This is a genomic window from Alteromonas sp. S015, from assembly GCF_036864485.1.
Taxonomy (GTDB): Bacteria; Pseudomonadota; Gammaproteobacteria; order Enterobacterales; family Alteromonadaceae; genus Alteromonas.
This window is the reverse complement of record NZ_JAZETO010000004.1, coordinates 367,911-386,077: the sequence shown is the minus strand read 5'-3', so window position 1 is coordinate 386,077 and position 18,167 is coordinate 367,911. Positions and strand designations below refer to the sequence as shown.

The 18,167-nt window shown below is 45.1% G+C and carries 11 protein-coding genes; 6 read left to right on the top strand and 5 right to left on the bottom strand.

The genetic code is table 11. The annotated features are described in order from the left end of the window. Positions 1 to 7: 7 nt before the first annotated feature. Positions 8 to 1,507: a CoA-acylating methylmalonate-semialdehyde dehydrogenase gene (locus tag V7R42_RS10345; protein WP_334020100.1), complete on the bottom strand. Its 1,500-nt coding sequence runs from the start codon at positions 1,505 to 1,507 to the stop codon at positions 8 to 10. 98 nt (positions 1,508 to 1,605) lie between these two features. Here V7R42_RS10345 and V7R42_RS10340 point away from each other — a divergent pair, with 98 nt between their 5' ends. Continuing rightward, positions 1,606 to 2,490, top strand: a complete 885-nt coding sequence (locus tag V7R42_RS10340) for a LysR family transcriptional regulator (protein ID WP_334020099.1) — start codon at positions 1,606 to 1,608, stop codon at positions 2,488 to 2,490. Between the two features lie 281 nt (positions 2,491 to 2,771). Then, positions 2,772 to 4,088, top strand: a complete 1,317-nt coding sequence (locus V7R42_RS10335; RefSeq protein WP_334020098.1) for a methyl-accepting chemotaxis protein — start codon at positions 2,772 to 2,774, stop codon at positions 4,086 to 4,088. 86 nt (positions 4,089 to 4,174) lie between these two features. Here V7R42_RS10335 and V7R42_RS10330 read toward each other — a convergent pair whose 3' ends face one another. Continuing rightward, complete coding sequence (locus V7R42_RS10330) at positions 4,175 to 6,415, bottom strand: alginate lyase family protein (RefSeq protein WP_334020097.1); 2,241 nt, start codon at positions 6,413 to 6,415, stop codon at positions 4,175 to 4,177. A gap of 286 nt (positions 6,416 to 6,701) precedes the next feature. After that, the gene (locus tag V7R42_RS10325) at positions 6,702 to 7,634 is read right to left on the bottom strand and encodes an AEC family transporter (protein ID WP_334020096.1); all 933 of its coding nucleotides are present in this window, start codon (positions 7,632 to 7,634) and stop codon (positions 6,702 to 6,704) included. A 226-nt stretch (positions 7,635 to 7,860) separates the two neighbouring features. Between V7R42_RS10325 and V7R42_RS10320 the strand changes: the two genes are divergently transcribed. Both V7R42_RS10320 and V7R42_RS10315 read left to right on the top strand, forming a co-directional pair. Next, positions 7,861 to 8,979 (top strand): adenosylhomocysteinase, encoded by a 1,119-nt coding sequence (locus V7R42_RS10320; protein WP_334020095.1) that lies wholly within the window; start codon positions 7,861 to 7,863, stop codon positions 8,977 to 8,979. Between the two features lie 140 nt (positions 8,980 to 9,119). After that, positions 9,120 to 10,325 (top strand): M24 family metallopeptidase, encoded by a 1,206-nt coding sequence (locus V7R42_RS10315; RefSeq protein WP_334020094.1) that lies wholly within the window; start codon positions 9,120 to 9,122, stop codon positions 10,323 to 10,325. A gap of 26 nt (positions 10,326 to 10,351) precedes the next feature. On the opposite strand, the gene V7R42_RS10310 is transcribed toward V7R42_RS10315, so the two are convergent. Next, positions 10,352 to 12,061, bottom strand: coding sequence for a protein adenylyltransferase SelO (locus V7R42_RS10310; RefSeq protein ID WP_438823650.1), 1,710 nt, complete (start codon positions 12,059 to 12,061; stop codon positions 10,352 to 10,354). A gap of 343 nt (positions 12,062 to 12,404) precedes the next feature. Between V7R42_RS10310 and V7R42_RS10305 the strand changes: the two genes are divergently transcribed. Further along, positions 12,405 to 14,069, top strand: a complete 1,665-nt coding sequence (locus tag V7R42_RS10305; protein ID WP_334020093.1) for a Na/Pi cotransporter family protein — start codon at positions 12,405 to 12,407, stop codon at positions 14,067 to 14,069. An 11-nt stretch (positions 14,070 to 14,080) separates the two neighbouring features. Beyond that, positions 14,081 to 15,496 carry an MBL fold metallo-hydrolase gene (locus V7R42_RS10300; protein ID WP_334020091.1) on the top strand — a complete coding sequence of 472 codons (1,416 nt, stop codon included), beginning with the start codon at positions 14,081 to 14,083 and terminating at the stop codon, positions 15,494 to 15,496. A 105-nt stretch (positions 15,497 to 15,601) separates the two neighbouring features. Here the strand turns inward: V7R42_RS10300 and V7R42_RS10295 are convergent, their stop codons facing one another. After that, positions 15,602 to 18,010, bottom strand: a complete 2,409-nt coding sequence (locus tag V7R42_RS10295) for a TonB-dependent receptor (protein WP_334020090.1) — start codon at positions 18,008 to 18,010, stop codon at positions 15,602 to 15,604. Positions 18,011 to 18,167: the final 157 nt, after the last annotated feature.

Genomic DNA, 18,167 nt, shown 5'->3' with positions numbered 1-18,167 from the left:
TCCTCGCTTAGCCCATGGTTGGAATAACAAAGGCGTTGTCGTTCGTATCTGAGCCATCTGGCCAGCGCTGAGTAATAGTTTTAACCTTGGTCCAGAATTTCACCCCTTCCATACCGTGCTGGTTGGTATCGCCAAATGCAGAGCGCTTCCAGCCCCCAAATGTATGGTAGGCAACCGGAACAGGAATAGGCACGTTAATTCCAACCATGCCTACGTTTACACGGTTCGCAAATTCGCGCGCCGCATGGCCGTTACGGGTGTACATAGCAACACCATTGCCGTATTGATGGTCACTTGCTAAGTTAACCGCTTCGTTGAAATCTTTCGCGCGTACCATTTGCAGCACTGGACCAAAAATCTCTTCTTGGTATGAGCGCATGTCTTTGGTCACGTGGTCGAAGAACGTTGGGCCGATAAAATAGCCTTGACAGTCGTCTGGGATCTGGCTGGTTCTACCGTCGTAAACAAGCTCAGCACCTTCTTCTATGCAAAGGTCGATATAGCCTTCAACGCGCTCTTTGTGAGCAGCAGTAACCACAGGGCCATAATGGGCGTTAGGATCTTCACTATGACTTACCATAATGTCTTTAATAGCCGGAATAAGCTTAGCTTTCAGTTTTTCAGCGGTTTCGTCGCCCACCGGAACGACAACCGGTAGAGCCATGCAGCGTTCACCGGCACTGCCGTATGCAGCACCCACTAAGTCGGTTACCACTTGATCCAAGTCTGCATCAGGCATTACGATGCCGTGGTTTTTTGCGCCGCCCATAGCTTGAACGCGCTTCCCAGCACGAGCGCCACGCTCGTAAACGTAGTTAGCAATATCAGAAGAGCCTACAAAGCTCACTGCCTTAATGGTTTGATGATCTAGAATACCATCAACCACTTCTTTATTACCGTGTACTACGTTAAGCACACCTGCAGGAAGGCCAGCTTCAATCATAAGCTTTGCCAATTCAACAGGTACTGACGGATCGCGCTCTGATGGCTTTAGAATAAACGCGTTACCGCAGGCAATTGCCACACCGAACATCCACATCGGGATCATGGCCGGGAAGTTAAATGGCGTAATACCTGCCACTACGCCGAGCGCTTGGCGCATGGAGTACACATCGATACCCGGGCCTGCGCCTTCGGTATATTCACCTTTTTGCGCATGAGGAATACCACAGGCAAACTCGATAACTTCAAGGCCGCGCTGAATATCACCCTGGGCATCAACCAATACTTTTCCGTGCTCGCTTGATAATAACGCGGCTAAGCGATCGCGGTTGGCTTCAACCAGCTCTTTAAACTTGAACATAACACGGGCGCGTCGTTGAGGGTTTGTTGCTGCCCACTCAAGTTGTGCAGCTTGGGCCGTTTCAATTGCATAGGCTAAGGTTGAAGTGTTAGCTAAGCTTACTTCAGCCTGTACTTCACCTGTGTTAGGCGCAAATACCGATGCGGTATTTTCGCTGCTATCCTCAAAATCTTTACCTGCGATAAAGTGAACAATTTTTCTCATGACATAGCTCCAGTAATTTTTAACAATATTGAAACCTTGTGTTTGCAAAGGCAATACATATACTTGCAGTATGGTGCTGTAAAAATGCAGGTGTTTAAGTGAATTGGGACGACATGCGTTTGTTTCTTGGTTTGGCAAGAAATGGTCGTGTAGCTATTGCAGCTAAAGGCTTAAAGGTGGACCCTACGACGTTAATTCGTCGTGTAAAAAAACTGGAAGACTCATTAAATTGCAAGTTGTTCGAGCTAACTAAAAAGGGATATGTGCTTACCACCCATGGTAGTGAGCTGGTTACGTATATTGAAAAAGCAGAGCATTACTTTTTAGAAGCGCAAAATGAGTTGAGCGATGAGCGTTCACACTTGGCTGGTACGATTAGAGTGAGCGTTTCTGAAGGCTTCGGCAGCTGGTTTTTAGCGCCTTTACTACCCGATTTCAAAAAGCAGTACCCGGGAATCAGTATTGAGCTGGTGGCAACCAGCGGCTTTTTAAACCTGAATAAACGAGAAGCCGATATGGCTATCTTGTTAGAAAAGCCCAGTAAAGGTTTGCTAGTTACACAAAAATTAACGGACTATAACCTTTATCTTTATACTCATCGGTCCCTTATCAGCGACAACAAACCACGAACATTAAAAGCGCTTACCGCATTCAATTTAGTGAGCTATGTCCCCGATTTGGTGTATGCACCACAATTGAAGTTCATTGAAGAAACGGCACTATCACAGTTAAGTGCACTTCGCAGCACTAGCATTAATGCGCAGTATCAAATGCTTATTAATGGCGCAGGCGTGGGGATTTTGCCTAAATTTATGGCTGAAACACAACCAGGCTTAATTCGACTCATTGAAAACGAGATTCATATTAAGCGTACATTCTGGCTGGCCACACACAAAGAAACCCATTCTCAAGCACGCTTTCAGGTATTTACACAATGGCTTATAGATAAAGTCACGCAATACCATTCAAAATTTCTCGACTAAAAAATTAGACGTTTATCTACTGTCTTGCGCTGGGTAAATATGTAAAAAATAGCGTAGCAGTGTCGAAAAACTCGCCAGCGCCTTCTGAGTGAGCAATTATCTATGCGAATTGGTATTAATCTGTCATATATTCAAATTATGCCGACATGTCCTAGTTAACAGACATTGTCTAGCGAACCGTTTGCTAAACTTTGTGCACGTCAATCAAATTTCCGTTAAGGCAAGGTTGGTTACTGCCGATATACTGCATATTACAGCATATCTCTGTCAGGGAAGGCCCTATGTTCAACAAACACTTAGTGAAAGAAAATGAAGCGCTCCGGGAGGAGCTGCATATACTCAGACAAGTGCGAGAAGGCTTGCGTGAAGAAATGATCTTCCTCAAACTCAATGAGCGAGGTGAAATTGAAGACGTTAATGAAATGTTCGAGAAAGAGCTAGGTTATTCGCTCTCTCAAGTTAAAGGCCATCGCTTTTTTGAGTTTGTTCCTGATATAGCCAGAAATACCCCTCATTTTAAAAAGCTAAAAGATGCTATCCAGCGCCGTGTACATTATTGTGGGGCAATTGAGTTTCTCCGCAACAACGGAGAAGAAGCATGGCTACGGGGTATTATAGAGCCTGTTTTTGACGGAAAAGGGAATATTTACAAATTCTCAGTTAACCTCAATGATCTTACGCGTACTATTGCTAACTCGAAAGAACATGAAGATTTAGTGGCTGCGTTGCATAAGTCAAATGCAGCAATAGAGTTTGATTTAAACGGAAACATTCAAGACGCAAATGACGCTTTCTTAAAGACCGTTAAGTACAGTCTTAATGACATTAAAGGTCAGCACCATAAAATTTTTTGTGATACTGAGTATGCGAATTCCCGAGAATATAAAACGTTTTGGGAGAGTTTAGCTCAAGGTGAGTTTGTCGCAGGAAGATTCGAGCGCGTCGATGCGCACGGCAATACTATTTGGTTGGAAGCCACCTATAACCCGATTTGTGATTCTCATGGTCGTATGTATAAAGTGGTAAAGCTGGCTACTGATATTACCGAGCAGGTAGCACGAGAAAATGCCGTGTCTAGTGCCGCCGATATTGCGTACCGTTCTTCAAACACCACAGATCAAGTCGCGTCTCGAGGCAAGGAAGTCATCAGCGAGTTACTTTCTGAAATGTCTTCATTGTCGAAGCAAATGGATAGAGCAAAAGAAGGGATTAATGCGTTGGACGCGCAGTCTCAGCAAATTGCCACGATTATTGGAAGTATCAGTGCTATTGCTGAACAGACCAACTTACTTGCACTAAATGCTGCAATTGAAGCGGCGCGTGCAGGCGATCAGGGGCGAGGCTTCGCTGTGGTTGCTGATGAAGTGCGGCAGTTAGCGTCGCGTACTACAGAAGCAACAGAGGAAATCATCAATGTGGTTAAACACAACCAGACATTGACAACCGACGCTGTGAACTTGGTTAATGAAGGTGATGAAAAGGCGCAATCAGGGCTTAACTATGCCAAAGAAGCGGGCGAAGTTATTGCTCAAATTCAAGACGGTGCAAAAGAAGTGGTTGATGCAGTAGGTCAATTCAGCAGTCGACTGGAAAACTAGTAACGCAGAGAAAGAGATCGCTATACAAGCAAAGCCTCATTAGAGGCTTTGTTGCAGCTTATTAAATAAAAGTACTGAAAAGCTTTTTACATATAGAAGTACGGGCCTACCCAACTATAGCTCTCACCGCCTAGGCTAACCTGGTGTTTTGTACCGTTATCATTATTACTCTTAGTAATTATGAATAACTGTGTCTTACCCTTTACATCGGTAATACTTACGCCAGTGTAATCTTCATTGTCCAACACTACCTCAAGTCTCGATATGTTACTTGTAGAGTTAATCGACGATTCACTCACTGGGCTGTATGAACCATGGGGTTCTACTATAGAAACAAACAAGGTATCTTGGGTGTTATTTCGTCTAAGGGTAATAGCTGCGTCGCGACGTAAATTGAAGTCTGGATCGTTTGCGCCAATGCGAGTCAAATACACCTCGTCTTCAGCGTTGGTAACCGTAGTCAGCGTATAATACTTGCCATGCTGAAGCCACTGGAACTTAGTGTTGCCTTCACTTGCGTTACCCTTGCCCTCTACGAATAAATGTTGATAGCCATTGTCTTCACCAAATGGTGATAACGTGGTAGGTGACGCGTGAGTAAAGCTCTTATCAATTATCTGCCCCATGTAATAGAAGGGCAGGTCATATTGATTTTTCTTATCAGAGTCAACGCGTAAAATGTCCAATACAAACGGCTTTTCGAAGTTTTCGTCTTTGATTACCGCCATGGTGCGGTGCATTAACGTACCAGGGTAAGCATTTTCTTCTGTTGCGCTAACCACTTTTACATTGTCATCTTCTGCGTCGAAAGTGAAAAGCTCAGAGTGATGTTGGCTAGCAACCTCGTACTTTCCATCAAAATGCTTTTTGCCATTTATTGATAAGGTATTATGCGCAATAGTTGTCTTAGCCCATGTGGTATTTTCTTTTAAATAGTTACCCCCGCCTTTTTGACTTATATTCACAAAGCGAGCTAGACCATAATCTTGCAGGACTTCCTCACCTTTTTCGTATAAAGAGAACGACAACTTATCATAGTGACCGTGGCTTAAACCTTGTGCGGCATACTTAAACACCAGCGTTAGATCTTCATTGCCATAACGCAAAATGCCAATACCGCCCTGCTGACCATTTATGCCATCACTTAAATTAATTGAACGTTTCACAAAGGGCTTCGCTTTGCCTTCTCTCACTCCAATGGCCGCTTCAAGCCCAGACTCTTGAAGTAATACTTGGTTTTGTTTTTCCACAATACTCAAAAGTTGAGGGTTTTTATCCCCATAAAAATAGGCAAGATCTACTGCGGTTACTAGAGACGCACTGTAATAAGACATGCCTTTTTGACCGTCATTGAGTGGGAAGAATTCACCATTAGCGTCAGACAAATTTAATAGGGCTTGTACGCCTTTAAGGAGTACGTTGTCTTTGTGTTGAAGCACTTTCAAGTCGGGGCGGCTATTCTCCATCGCCAACGCAAAAATAAGGAACGGGTACATCGCATAGCGCTGGTAATAAGGTCCTTCGGTGTAGTATCCGTCAGGAGAGAAGGGCTCTTCTAAGTTAGCAAAAAAGCCTTTGCGCTGTCCTTCTACTTTTATTGTACCACCATCGTTGTCTATACCCCCAACTTGTAAGCCATCATCTTCAATACCATAAAGGGCGCGTTGAATAAGCTCTTCATCGTTCATAACTAGGCCAATCATGCCTACAGCGGCAATGCCCCAGGTACTATGGTTATGAACACGATTAAAAAATTGTGGGTTTTCTAGCGAGATAAAATCAGCAAAGGGGCGGAACAGATTGTCTTCTAACTGTTGGCGTTCATCTGCAGGTAAGTAATCGTAGATAGCATCATAAGCCTGGCTCATGTAAACCAGCCAGTTGCTGTCGTTTAGGCATTGCCAGAAAAGTTTGCCCCGCGAATATGAGCGTTCTTGAGGATGAAGAGGTAAGTCTTTGTACATGGCTTCATATTGAAACAACATGTCGCGAATATATTTGGCGTATTTATCATCTTCTAGAATTTGATAAAGCACGCCTGCTTTTTGTGCAATGAAAAAGTTTTGTTTGTGTCGCTGGTGGGTATAACCACCTGAAAAGTCCTTAGGAATGGGCGTATCGATACCCATTGCAATTTCGGCGTCTACTTCTTGCTTAACGGTTGCCAAGCTTTTATCAAACAGAGGAACTTCACCCAAGCTATCTCTCATTCTTTCTACGCCAGGTTCGGTAAGAATAAGGTTAGGATGACCTTTTGCTTCGCTAGCAAAAGACGACAGGCTGATACCAACAGCTAGCATGGTAAGGCTAAATTTCTTGATGTTCATTGTATTTATTTCCTTGTTATCAAATAGGCATTTCTGAAAACAAATAACAGCGGGTGTAGGGTAAACGTGGTGTTACTTTTGAAATGACTATTGGCAATAAGCACAATAGCAGAAGTTGGAGATTGGTGCAGACCAATTTTATTATTTCGGTAAGAAATACTCTTTAATTGGTAAGGTGGTTTGGGCGTGATACTACTGCACTTTGCATTTCATTGCCTTTTACAACTGTTGGCAGAGAATCAAAGGTTGATGATACTGGGACAAAGATTATTGAATAGCGGCGGCATCACACCAGCTGTAGTTTACTTAATATCCCAAAGGCGAGGGCGGTAATAGGCAAAGATGCTAGTGTGCTCACTGCGATGATACTTGCCGCCAAACGATAATCACCACCTAAGTTTCTAACCATGACATAGCTTGCCGCAGCGGTGGGTGAAATCGCGAGAAGAAGAACAATGCCCAGTTCCATACCTCTAAATCCAAACGCATAGGCAAACGCAACTAATATGGTGGGATAAATCATGCATTTACTGGTTGTGCTAAGCACAATGTTAAACCAGTCACTGGAGAATGAGCGGAACTGTAGGGAAGCACCGGTACAAATAAGTGCAAGTGGCAGCGTTAGCTGAGCAAAGTATTCACCGGTTTTTATCAAGGTGGTGGGCAATTGCCATTCTAAGTAAGAGAAGGGGAGCGCTGCCGCGATAGAAAGAATTAGCGGGTTTTTCGCCATGCCAGTAACTTGACCCATCAGTGAACGCGACGTGCCTTGATAAAAGTTAAGAACAAAGACAGACAACACGTTAAACAATATAGTAACACACCCCATATAAACCGAGGCTATAGCAAGCCCTTCTTGCCCATAGGTATTGGCACAATAAGCTAGGCCAATAATACCCATATTGGCTCTGAAACCACCTTGTACAACCACACCTCGGGCTTTGTACGGATGTACGGTCAGATGAGAGATAATCATCAGAGCGGCAAAAACAATGAGAGTACCCATTATCCCAATGCTTATCAGCGATAGGTTGGCGGCTTTAGAAAAGTCTGCTCGCGCTATCGATAAAAATAACAGAGCAGGGAGCGCAACATTAAATACCAGTTTAGAACCAGCTTCTATAAACCCTTCATTAAGCCATTTAATGCGAAAAAATAGCCATCCCATCAACAGAAGGATCAAAACAGGAATAAGCGTGCTGGTAATAAAGCTAAGCATAAAAAGAACTAACGCCTTTGAGTATATTTGCGAAGAAAAAAGTAGATTGCTGCTTTTTGAATAGTAAGAAAGAGCCATAGTATGCCAAGCTTCTGTGCTTATGCATAAAGTAAATGTGAAATTCCCTAAAGAAAAAGCGACAAATAAGTGAAAGTATCTAGCTAATTTATAAATATAGCATTCTCACGTATGATTCTGCTTTTCGTTTTCTTAGAGTATTCTTTTCATGTATCAAGATTTTCAAGCAGAGTTGGCGTGGGCCAGCCTGCATATGCCGCGCACTCGTAATGCCATCGCATCACTTCCCGATCTGTCGAACGTTAAACTTGCTTGCAACATGCATTTAGATTTGAAAATGGCGCCTTTGGTTGAAGGGCTACTTTCACGAGGATGCGACATTTTTCTTACCACGTGTAACCCCACTACGGTACAAGATGACGTGGTGTCTTACCTTGTTGATAAAGGCGCAACAGCGCATGCATGGCGAGATATGAGCGACGCTGACTGGTCTGAGTCATTCGATAAAGCGCTGGCGTGGCAACCCACCCATTTGTGTGAAATGGGTGCGGATCTGACTACTCGACTCCACGAAAATATAAAAGCGAATAAGCCAGTACCAAGCATTGTATCGGGATTGGAAGCAACGGGCTCTGGCATCAACCGCTTAAACGGTATGACGCCAAACTACCCGATATTTAACTGGGATGACTTACCAGTAAAAGAAGGGCTTCACAACAGACACATGGTGGGCCTAAGTGCATGGCAAACCTTCTTCCAAACTACCCATTTAACCCTGCACGAAAAAGTAGTGGTTGTTATTGGTTATGGTTTGGTGGGGCAGGGCGTTGCTGCGTCGGCAAAAGCGTTTGGGGCACAGGTTCAAGTAGCGGAACTTGACCCAGCAAGAGCGCTTCAGGCGAAATACGACGGCTGGCCAGTGGTCGATTTAAATGAGGCCGTTAGCCAGGCTGATGTTATTGCAACAGCAACTGGCGCGTATGGCGTGGTTAATTCGAATCACCTAGATAGCATGAAAGACGGTGCGTTTATTTTAAATGTAGGCCATGTAGCTCAAGAAATTGATGTGCCATACCTTAAAAACAACGCTACGCACAGTGAGCCAATGCCTTATGTAAACGCTTATAAGCTGGGCGATAAAACACTGTATCTTTTGGCTGATGGTTCTATGTTTAATTTAACCGCGGGCTACGGAGACAGCATTAATGCGTTTGACGTGACGTTAGCGGTTATGGCTGCTGGTATAGGCTTTATCGTCAATGAAGGTGCGAGGAGTGAAAAGGGCCTTTATTTGCTGCCTGAAAAGGCATGGAAAGGCGCGCTTTAAAGTACAAGCTGTGAGGCGTGTAATCTAATTAATACACAAGAACTAAACGAATTATCGGGGGAGCGACTGCTATCTCGACATTATTCTTGAGTGTTGTAAAGTGAGCCCGTTTTTAAATTTCAGACCTAAGGCGGGCTTTGATGAACACTGCTATCGGCACAAAGACAGCGCAACAAGCACTAGATAGTCTTGTCGACATGACAAGCGACCTAACACCCATCCCTCTTTCTGAGTATCAGGCACGAATTGCCAAAGCGCAACATTATATGCAACAGCGGGGCATAGGCGCGCTTTACTTAAATGCGGGCACTAACTTAGCGTATTTTACAGGAATGCAGTGGTACGCCAGTGAGCGTTTAGTGGGGGCGCTTCTGCCCGCAGAGGGGCACGTTGTTTACCTAGCTCCTACGTTTGAAATTGACTCTTTGAACGAACGCAAAGTAGTGGAAGGGGATATTATCGGTTGGCAAGAGCACGAAAGCCCTTACGCACTTGCCATGTCTATTCTGAATACCGTCAATACGGCGGGTGGCATAAAATTAGGTGTTGATGAATCTACCCAATTTTTTATTGTTGATGGGTTTACCAAGGTGCTGAATGAACCTTGGCAAATTGTGAATGGTTCAGAGGTTACCGCGCATTGCCGCATGCACAAGTCAGAAAATGAGCTTGCGCTAATTCAGCGGGCCATGGACATGACCCTTGCTGTGCACAAAGCCACTGCCAGTATGCTTTATGAAGGTATTACCACCACAGAAGTTGAAGCATTTATTAACGATGCGCATAAGAAAGTGGGGGCCAGAGGTAACTATTTTTGCATTGTGCTGTTTGGTAAAGCAACCTCATTTCCCCACGGCGTTAAAGACCCGCAAGTATTAAAGAAAAACGACTTAGTATTGATTGATACTGGCTGTAAAGTACATGGCTACCTCTCTGATATCACTCGAACCTATTGTTTCGGTGAGCCGACAGATAAACAGCGTGCACTATGGGAAAGCGAAAAGCGCGCGCAGCTTGCGGCATTTCACGCTGCAAAAGTCGGTGTTCCTTGTGGCGATGTGGATAAAGCCGCCCGAGACAGCTTAGCAAAAGACGGTTTAGGACCAGACTATAACTTACCGGGTTTGCCCCATCGAACAGGGCATGGCATTGGTATGGATATTCACGAATGGCCGTATTTGGTTAAAGACAATCCTCATCCGTTAGCACCTGGCATGTGTTTTAGTAACGAGCCTATGATAGTGGTGCCAAACGAGTTCGGTATTCGCTTAGAAGATCACTTCTATATGACCGACGAGGGCCCAGTGTGGTTTACTAAACCCAGTTCGGCCATCGACTCGCTGTAAGTAGACTGAGATGCAGCTGCTCTTCGTTACGAAGAGCAGCTGTAATGCGCAACACCGCCTGCACTGAAAAATTCAAGTGGGCGCAGTTGGTAATACTTATTCTCTATCTCTTCTGATTGCTCATCATAAGGCGCGGTGAGGATGTTCTGAAGTTCGTGTATTTGAGTAAAGTCACCTTTCTCTGCGGCTTTATAGGCAGGCACAATAAGCCATTCGCGCCATGTGAACTTAGGGTTAGCTTTGCGCATATTCTCTGCGGTAGCAGCAATAGCGTTTGGCACATCACCTTGTGCTTCGGCGTCCTTTTCAATACGCTCACGCCAGCTTTGTAACCAGGCTTCCCATTCTGTCATCACCTCTGCTTTAGGCGGGTAGTAAAAGCTTTTCGTCAAACCCGTCATATCTTCAGGTATCGACGATAACTCTCGGAAAAACAGATTGTAGTCTACGCCAGTGCGCAGCATTAATTGCAGAAGCTTAATAAGCAAGTCGTGGTCGTAGTTGGCAAAGCCAAGCTTAGTTGCCCACATGCTTTCCATAGCCCGCTCCATAACGCCAGAAAAACCGTCGTTAATATCGTTAAGCTTAGCGAGTTGTTCACTGCTGCCTTCAAGTAGCGTCATCAGTGAGCGACAGAACATATCAAAGTTCTTTTGGGCGGCAATGGGTTGGTTTAAAAACGAGAAGTGACGACCACCGCCTGTCCAAGGTTGGTAGTCTGCTTCAAAAAACTCACAAAAGCCGAATGGCCCGTAATCCAGCGTAAAGCCGCCGGCGGCGCAGTTATCGCTATTAAAATTGCCTTGGCAATAACCAACGCGAACCCAATCGGAAACAAGGCGAGTTAATCGGCCTCTAAATAGTTCGGCCAGCGTTACCACTTGCTCGACAAACGGCGTGGTTGTGTCAATTTCGCTTGCGTATTCTCGCTCGATAAGGTGCTTAACGATGGCTTCTAGTTCGTTTAACGCTTCGCTGTGTTCGTTACAGCGAGCTCGCCTAGCAAAAAGCTCTATTTGCCCTACGCGTAAAAAGGAAGGCGCCACGCGGGTAGATATAGCTGTTATATTTTCTACCATCACTTCAGGTTCATAGGAATGAGAGCCTTCGCGATACCAAGGCCTGTCTACGGTGTCTGATTCAGACATAAACAAACTCAGCGAACGTGAGGTTGGAATGCCAAGTGCGTGCATATGTTCTTGCACTAAAAATTCGCGTACGCTTGAGCGCAATACGGCGCGCCCGTCTGCGCCGCGACAATAAGGCGTGCGACCAGCACCTTTTAACTGCATTTCCCAACGCTTGCCGTTTAATACTGCTTCAACGATAGAAATTGCTCTGCCGTCGCCGTAGCCGTTACCTGTTCTAAACGGGCACTGCTGTGTGTACTCCGTACCGTAAATAGAAAGTGCGTAGCCGGTTGCCCAACCGAAGGGGGTCATTGGTGCAGGTACATCCGACATGTCACCTGAAAACAAGTGGACGAAATCTTTAGATGTTGCCAAGCTATCGTCTAAGCCTAATTCGGCAAACAGCGTTTCGCTGTGCGCAATGTATGTCGGTGCAGTTAATGGGGTCGGAGTAACCGGCACATAGTGGCCAGAAAACACTTGGCGCGGATTGCGATCATCTCCGTCGCTCGTTGACTGAGGGTCTGGTGAGAGTGTGTTCAGCAAAGAGTAATCAACGTGCTTTGCTAATTCATTTAGTGTTTTGATACGTTCTGTCACTTCCATCACCTTTTGTTGCGTAGCCGTGCTTAATGACTCATTTGCAGAGTGCTTAATTATCAAGTTGAGCTCCTGAACGGCTTTGCATTGTGTTGCTGTTTTTCTTCATTATTTGACCAAGAACAAACAATGAGACTAACGCGCATTGTACTCTTATCTATACTTTTATGCAGGCATACAGCGCTTGTTGAATGCATAGTACCGCTTGTTCAGTGTATAGCATTCTAGTTTACAACTTGGTCACCGTTGTGGGGCATAAAATGCCACACCCGCCTAACGAATTCCTATTAGTAGCGAGTGTATTACGGGTTGCTTTTCATAAGCGAGTAACAAATAAAGAAGATGGTAGATGGATAGTATCGTACTGCTTGGCAATATTATTGGTGGTTTAGGGCTTTTCTTGCTAGCCATTGGCATGATGACCGACGGGCTTAAACTAGCGGCAGGAAACGCTTTACGTACGCTACTTGCTAAATGGAGCAAAACGCCATTTAGAGGCGTGGTCTCAGGCGCGGCAATGACCGCATTAGTGCAGTCTTCAAGTGCCGTAACCGTGGCATCTTTAGGCTTTGTTAATGCCGGTTTACTGAGTATGCGCCATGCTCTAGGCATTATTTACGGCGCAAACATCGGCACCACTATGACAGGCTGGCTTGTCGCAATGGTAGGCTTTAAGTTAAATATTCAGGCTGTTGCTTTGCCTATGATAGGCGTAGGCATGATCCTGAAATTGTTAAAACCCAATAGCCGTTTAGCGTCAGTCGGTATCGCCATCGCCGGCTTTGGTCTTTTCTTTGTAGGGATAGACAGTTTAAAAACAGCTTTTGAAGGAATAGTAAGTGCCTTTGATCTCAGTCAGTTTAAAGCTGAAGGTATTGAAGGTTTTCTTATATACCTAGTTATTGGCTTTATTATGACGGTGCTAACCCAGTCATCTAGTGCATCCATCGCGCTTACTCTTACTGCTGCAACGTCTGGCATGGTTGGCATTTATGCCGCTGGTACAATGGTCATTGGTGCAAATATTGGCACGACTTCTACGGCTATGTTTGCGTCAATTGGCGCTACCTCTAGCGCGAAACGCGTTGCCGCTGCACAAGTTGTGTTTAACGTGGCGACCGCCGTTGTGGCTGCGCTTATTTTACCGCTGTTGTTTGGGCTAATCCATTGGATAACGGTGGTGGTAGAAATAGACGCTAACCCAGGAATCACCTTAGCCATTTTCCATACGCTGTTTAATTTATTGGGCGTGGCACTTATCTTTCCTCTGAACGACAAACTTGCAAGCTTTCTTGAGCAGCGCTTTGTGTCACTTCAAGAAGAGGCCTCAAAACCTAAACATCTGGACAAAAATATTGCTCAAACCCCAGACTTGGCAGTAAACGCGCTCATCTTAGAATTGCTGTCAGTATCTGACCGCTTTATACATGTTTACCCTAAACTGTTTTCTCAACAAAGCAGTGAAATAACTGCCGTTGAAAACGACATACATGGTGTTGAGGCCTTATGCCAACACATATCACAATTTATTGTAGACGTAGAGCGTGCAGCTTTAAGTGAAGAAACCACAAAAGCGTTGGCTTCGCTTATGCGAGTAGAGCACTACATGCTATCTAGCGCGCAAAAGGCACTCGCTATTTCTGCAGTGAGCAGGCGTCGGGATGTCCTCACCAAGGCTGAACTGGAAGGTCAACTGCTTAACTATTTATCGGTAACCAACGAGTTCATGCGCATGGTGCGCTGGAGACAATTTGATAGTAGCGATGCGCTAAGCCTTCAGTTTGACTTGCTCGACAAAGAGCACCACAAAGTTAAATCAGCACTTGTGATGGGGGCAACACAAGGTGACATTGCTATTACCCAAATGACAGATGCCACTGAGTGCATGGAATTTTTATTACAGATCGTGCAGATGTGGATCAAAGTGTTTAGCCGCATTCAGCAGGTCGAGGACAGCATTACTACGGCAGATTCAACGCGCGGTGATAGTCAACAAAACGTGAAAGGCGATTAAAGGAGCATACTATGGCATCACTTACCTTTTTAGGCGCAGTTGAAGGAGTGACAGGGTCAATGCATCTGCTTGAAACAGCGCATAGCACCTTATTACTTGATTGCGGGTTATATCAGGGCAGGCGAGATGAAGAGGCGAAAAACCACGAACCTTTGCCAATAGATGTCAGTCAACTAGATGCGGTGATATTGTCTCATGCACACCTCGATCATTCCGGCCGCTTGCCTATTTTATTAAGAGAGGGTTACCGCGGACCAATCTACATGACTCGGCCGACCGCCGATCTTATTGAAGTGTTGTTAAAAGATGCTGCTTCTTTACAGGAGCGGGATGCTGAGTGGGAAAACAAGCGGCGGCAGCGTGCGGGCAAACCGCTCATTGAGCCTTTGTATCGCCAAGAGGAAATAGACGGTGTGATGAAACTATGCATACCAACTCGCTATCACACCAAACGTAAAATCACGCAAGACGTGGAAATTAACTTCGCTGATGCTGGGCACATTCTTGGATCAGCAATAGTGGAAATATTCATTACTGAAAATGGTCAGACTACAAAGCTGGTTTTTTCTGGCGATCTTGGTAATTCGCAGGCTGCGTTACTCCGCGACCCAGACATAGTTACCGATGCTGATATCGTGCTTTTAGAGTCGACCTATGGCGATCGCAACCACCGTTCAATGAAGGAAACGCTTGATGAGTTTGAAGAAGTGATTTTACAAGCCAGTGAAAACGGCGGAAACATTCTTATTCCATCATTTGCAGTAGGGCGCACCCAAGAAATCATATTTCGATTAGGCGAGCTATATCAGCAAGGTAAACTAGCGCAGCAACGGGTGTTTTTAGACAGTCCAATGGCTATAGCGGTAACCGAAATTTATCACCGTTACCAAGATGTTTATAACGAAGAAGACCTCGATGCTATTTCTGATAGTGCCGATCGCGCTCATAGCCAAAATCAAAGCTTACATTCACTGTTGCCTATTTTGAGCTATACCACATCAACAGAAGAATCTATTGCGCTTAACAAGGTGGTTAGCGGTGCCATAATTATTGCGGGCAGCGGTATGTGCAACGGTGGGCGTATTCGACACCATTTAAAACAAAATTTATGGCGTAAGCAGTCCCATGTAGTTTTTGTAGGCTTTCAGGCAATGGGGACACCGGGACGAAAGATTATCGACGGAGCTACACATGTAAAAATGGCGGGTGAGGACATTGCCGTTCGCGCCCAAATTCATACGCTAGGCGGGTTTTCAGCACACGCAAGTCAAGAGCAGCTTATTGACTGGTTGTCACACTTCAATGCACCGCCCAACATTTACCTGATCCACGGAGAGGAAGGCGCTAAGCATACATTGCAAAGTGCTATTAAAGAGAAAGGATGGAATGCGTTTATTCCGCAATACCGAGAGACAATAAGGTTTTAGAGACTAAATGTAAAACAGCGCCCTCAACAAAATGACGGCGCTTCGATAAAACGTTACAAGCAGTACGTGTCTGTTTTGTCTGCTTTTAACTTGGAGGTGGTCATCTTAGAAGTGATAGTCGAAAGTCACTGTCACGTTTCTGCCTTCGCCAGGTAAGCCACCTAAGAACATTGCCTTTGAATAATAGGTTTTATCAAACAGGTTGTTTACATTGACGCGCACTTGCCAATCGTCGGTGGTATAGCCGGCAGCAGCATTCCACACGCTGTAGCTTCCTGCCACAGAAACGGGCAGGCCAAACGATGTTGAGTTTATGGTTCTCTCATCTTCGTAGGTTAGGCCAAGGCTTGCATTGATTTGCCCTTGCAAGTCGAATAAGGTGTCGCGATATTCACCCCATACGCTGGCAAACTTTTCAGGAATACCTTTAACTGGGCCTGATACCGGCGTGTCAGTTCCGCGATTACTATTTCTAATAGTCTCAGCATCTTGATAGGTACCGTTAGCATTCATTGAGAACATTTCGTTAATGTCGAAGTTCAAATCAACTTCCACACCACGGGTTTTGTCTTCGTCATCATAGAAGAATTGCGGCACGTCGATATTGAACTCAGGATCGTCAGGGTTATCGTTAAACAGTGGGTTGCTGTAGCGAAGGTTAGTTCTACTGGTATCAAAAAAGACGACTGATCCAATCAATTCTTCATTCAGTGCGGTAAAACGCACACCAATATCAAACGACTCAGACTCTGAATCAGGGCGATTGTCTTCTTCTGAACTCGAAATGCTATCTAAAATGCTATAAGCCGTGCGCCCTTTAGCAACATTTGCAAACATGGCAAATTGAGGTGTTATGCGGTAGTTGAGCCCGAGGTTGTAGGTAATTCCTTTATCGTCGGTGTCGGCTTCTTCTGTGCGAAGTGGCGAGCGGTCAGTGCCTAAGTGTTGGTATTCTTGCTCAATGCCAGTAAAGGCAGCGCCAAAACGGCCAGTTAGGCTTTCTGTGAAATACACCACCTCTTGCAGGCTTATGCCCATCGAGGTCACTTTTTTATTGTAGTTACTGCGAAGTGATGGTGCGTAGTCGTCAAAGTCACCGGTTGGCCAGTTAGGATTTGTAATATCTAAAATATACGGTATGGCATTGTCGGCACTGGTACCGTCGGCGTCGTAAATAGACCAAGATTTTAAGTGAATATCGCGAGATTCAAGGTTAGCACTAACCAAATGTTCACCGCGCACACCGCCGTAAGACCAGTTTGATTTCAAATCGGCAAAGTACTGAATAGACTGTTCATCGGCATATTGGCGACGGTATTCTTGGCGCCGTGCTGCAAATGGATAAAGCACATCGTCAATAACAAGCGGTGCGCGAGGGTTTGCGTTAATCTCTCCATTTCGGTTCCAATATACATAGTTGTATGCACCTGTTTGACGAACAAATTCAGACTCATAATCGCGATACTGCAATTGCTGTATTAGCAACGTGTCGCTAGATAGCTGCCAATCTGACTTTATTTTGATGCGTGTTTCTTCACCTTCATTAGGTTTGGATAGTGGCGAGATTACCGAGCCACTTCCTAAATCATAAGGGCGTAAGCCATCAGTGTTGGTTATGGTGTTAGCGAGTTCTTGCCGCTGCGTATCAGTTAGCTGAATGCCAAATACACCGTCGCCGTCCGCATCGCTGTCGTTAACAAGTGCGGTCCAATCGGTTTGTGAACCATTAATGCTATCTTCATTTACAATGCGAACAGGGTGGCCCACCGAGTCTATTTGGACACTATCGTCGATGTAGGCACCAAAAAGGGTAAGGGTATGCGATTTGGTGTGCTCAAAACGAAGGGTCGAGTAGACTTCGTTTCTTTCTTGGCCCAGACCTCGGTAGCCATCACTCGACTCGTGGTTTGCAACAAGTCGATAGGCTAAGTGTTCAGACAGTGGCCCTGTTGCATCCAACATAATTTGTTGAGCGTCCCAGCTTCCCGCGCGAGCGCGGACGTGAAAGGCGTCTTCAAACTGCGGTTTTTTCTCAACTAGGTTTAGGACACCGCCAGCGGCACCAATGCCGTAAAGCCCCGTTGCAGGGCCTTTCAACACCTCCACGCTTTCTACGTTGATCATAGAGCGAGTAGGATTAAAACTATTACCTAAGTCACCACCTGCGTACATCCCGTCTAGCGTATAGCTTACACCTAGACCACGAATAACTAAGTTGTCGCCAACGCCGTAATTGTTGCCAGCTTGGTTTAAACCACTAATGTTATTGATGATTTCTTGCAAGTCAGTTTTGCCTTGCTGATCAATAAGATCTTTACCTATCACCACAATAGCCGCTGGAATTTCAATTAGTTCCATGTCTGACTTGGTTGCCGTACCAGAATTTAAAATAAGCTGGTTTTGTTGACCATAAACGCTAATGCGCTCAACTTCTTTCTCGTCGCTATCACTGGCTGCAACAGCGTTCAACGACATAATCGCCAAGGCAATTGGTGATAATTTTAATAACTTCATAAAGCGTGTTTTCCTAAAGTTTGTAAATAGCAAAGCGTCCCTGTACTCAAAGAGACTGAGCGGTTTCCATATTTGATGTAATAAGTAAGTACAGTGAGTGAAAAAGCTCGATTGGAATTATTGATGTGGCTCTAACTGCTTGGGCGTATTATAAGTA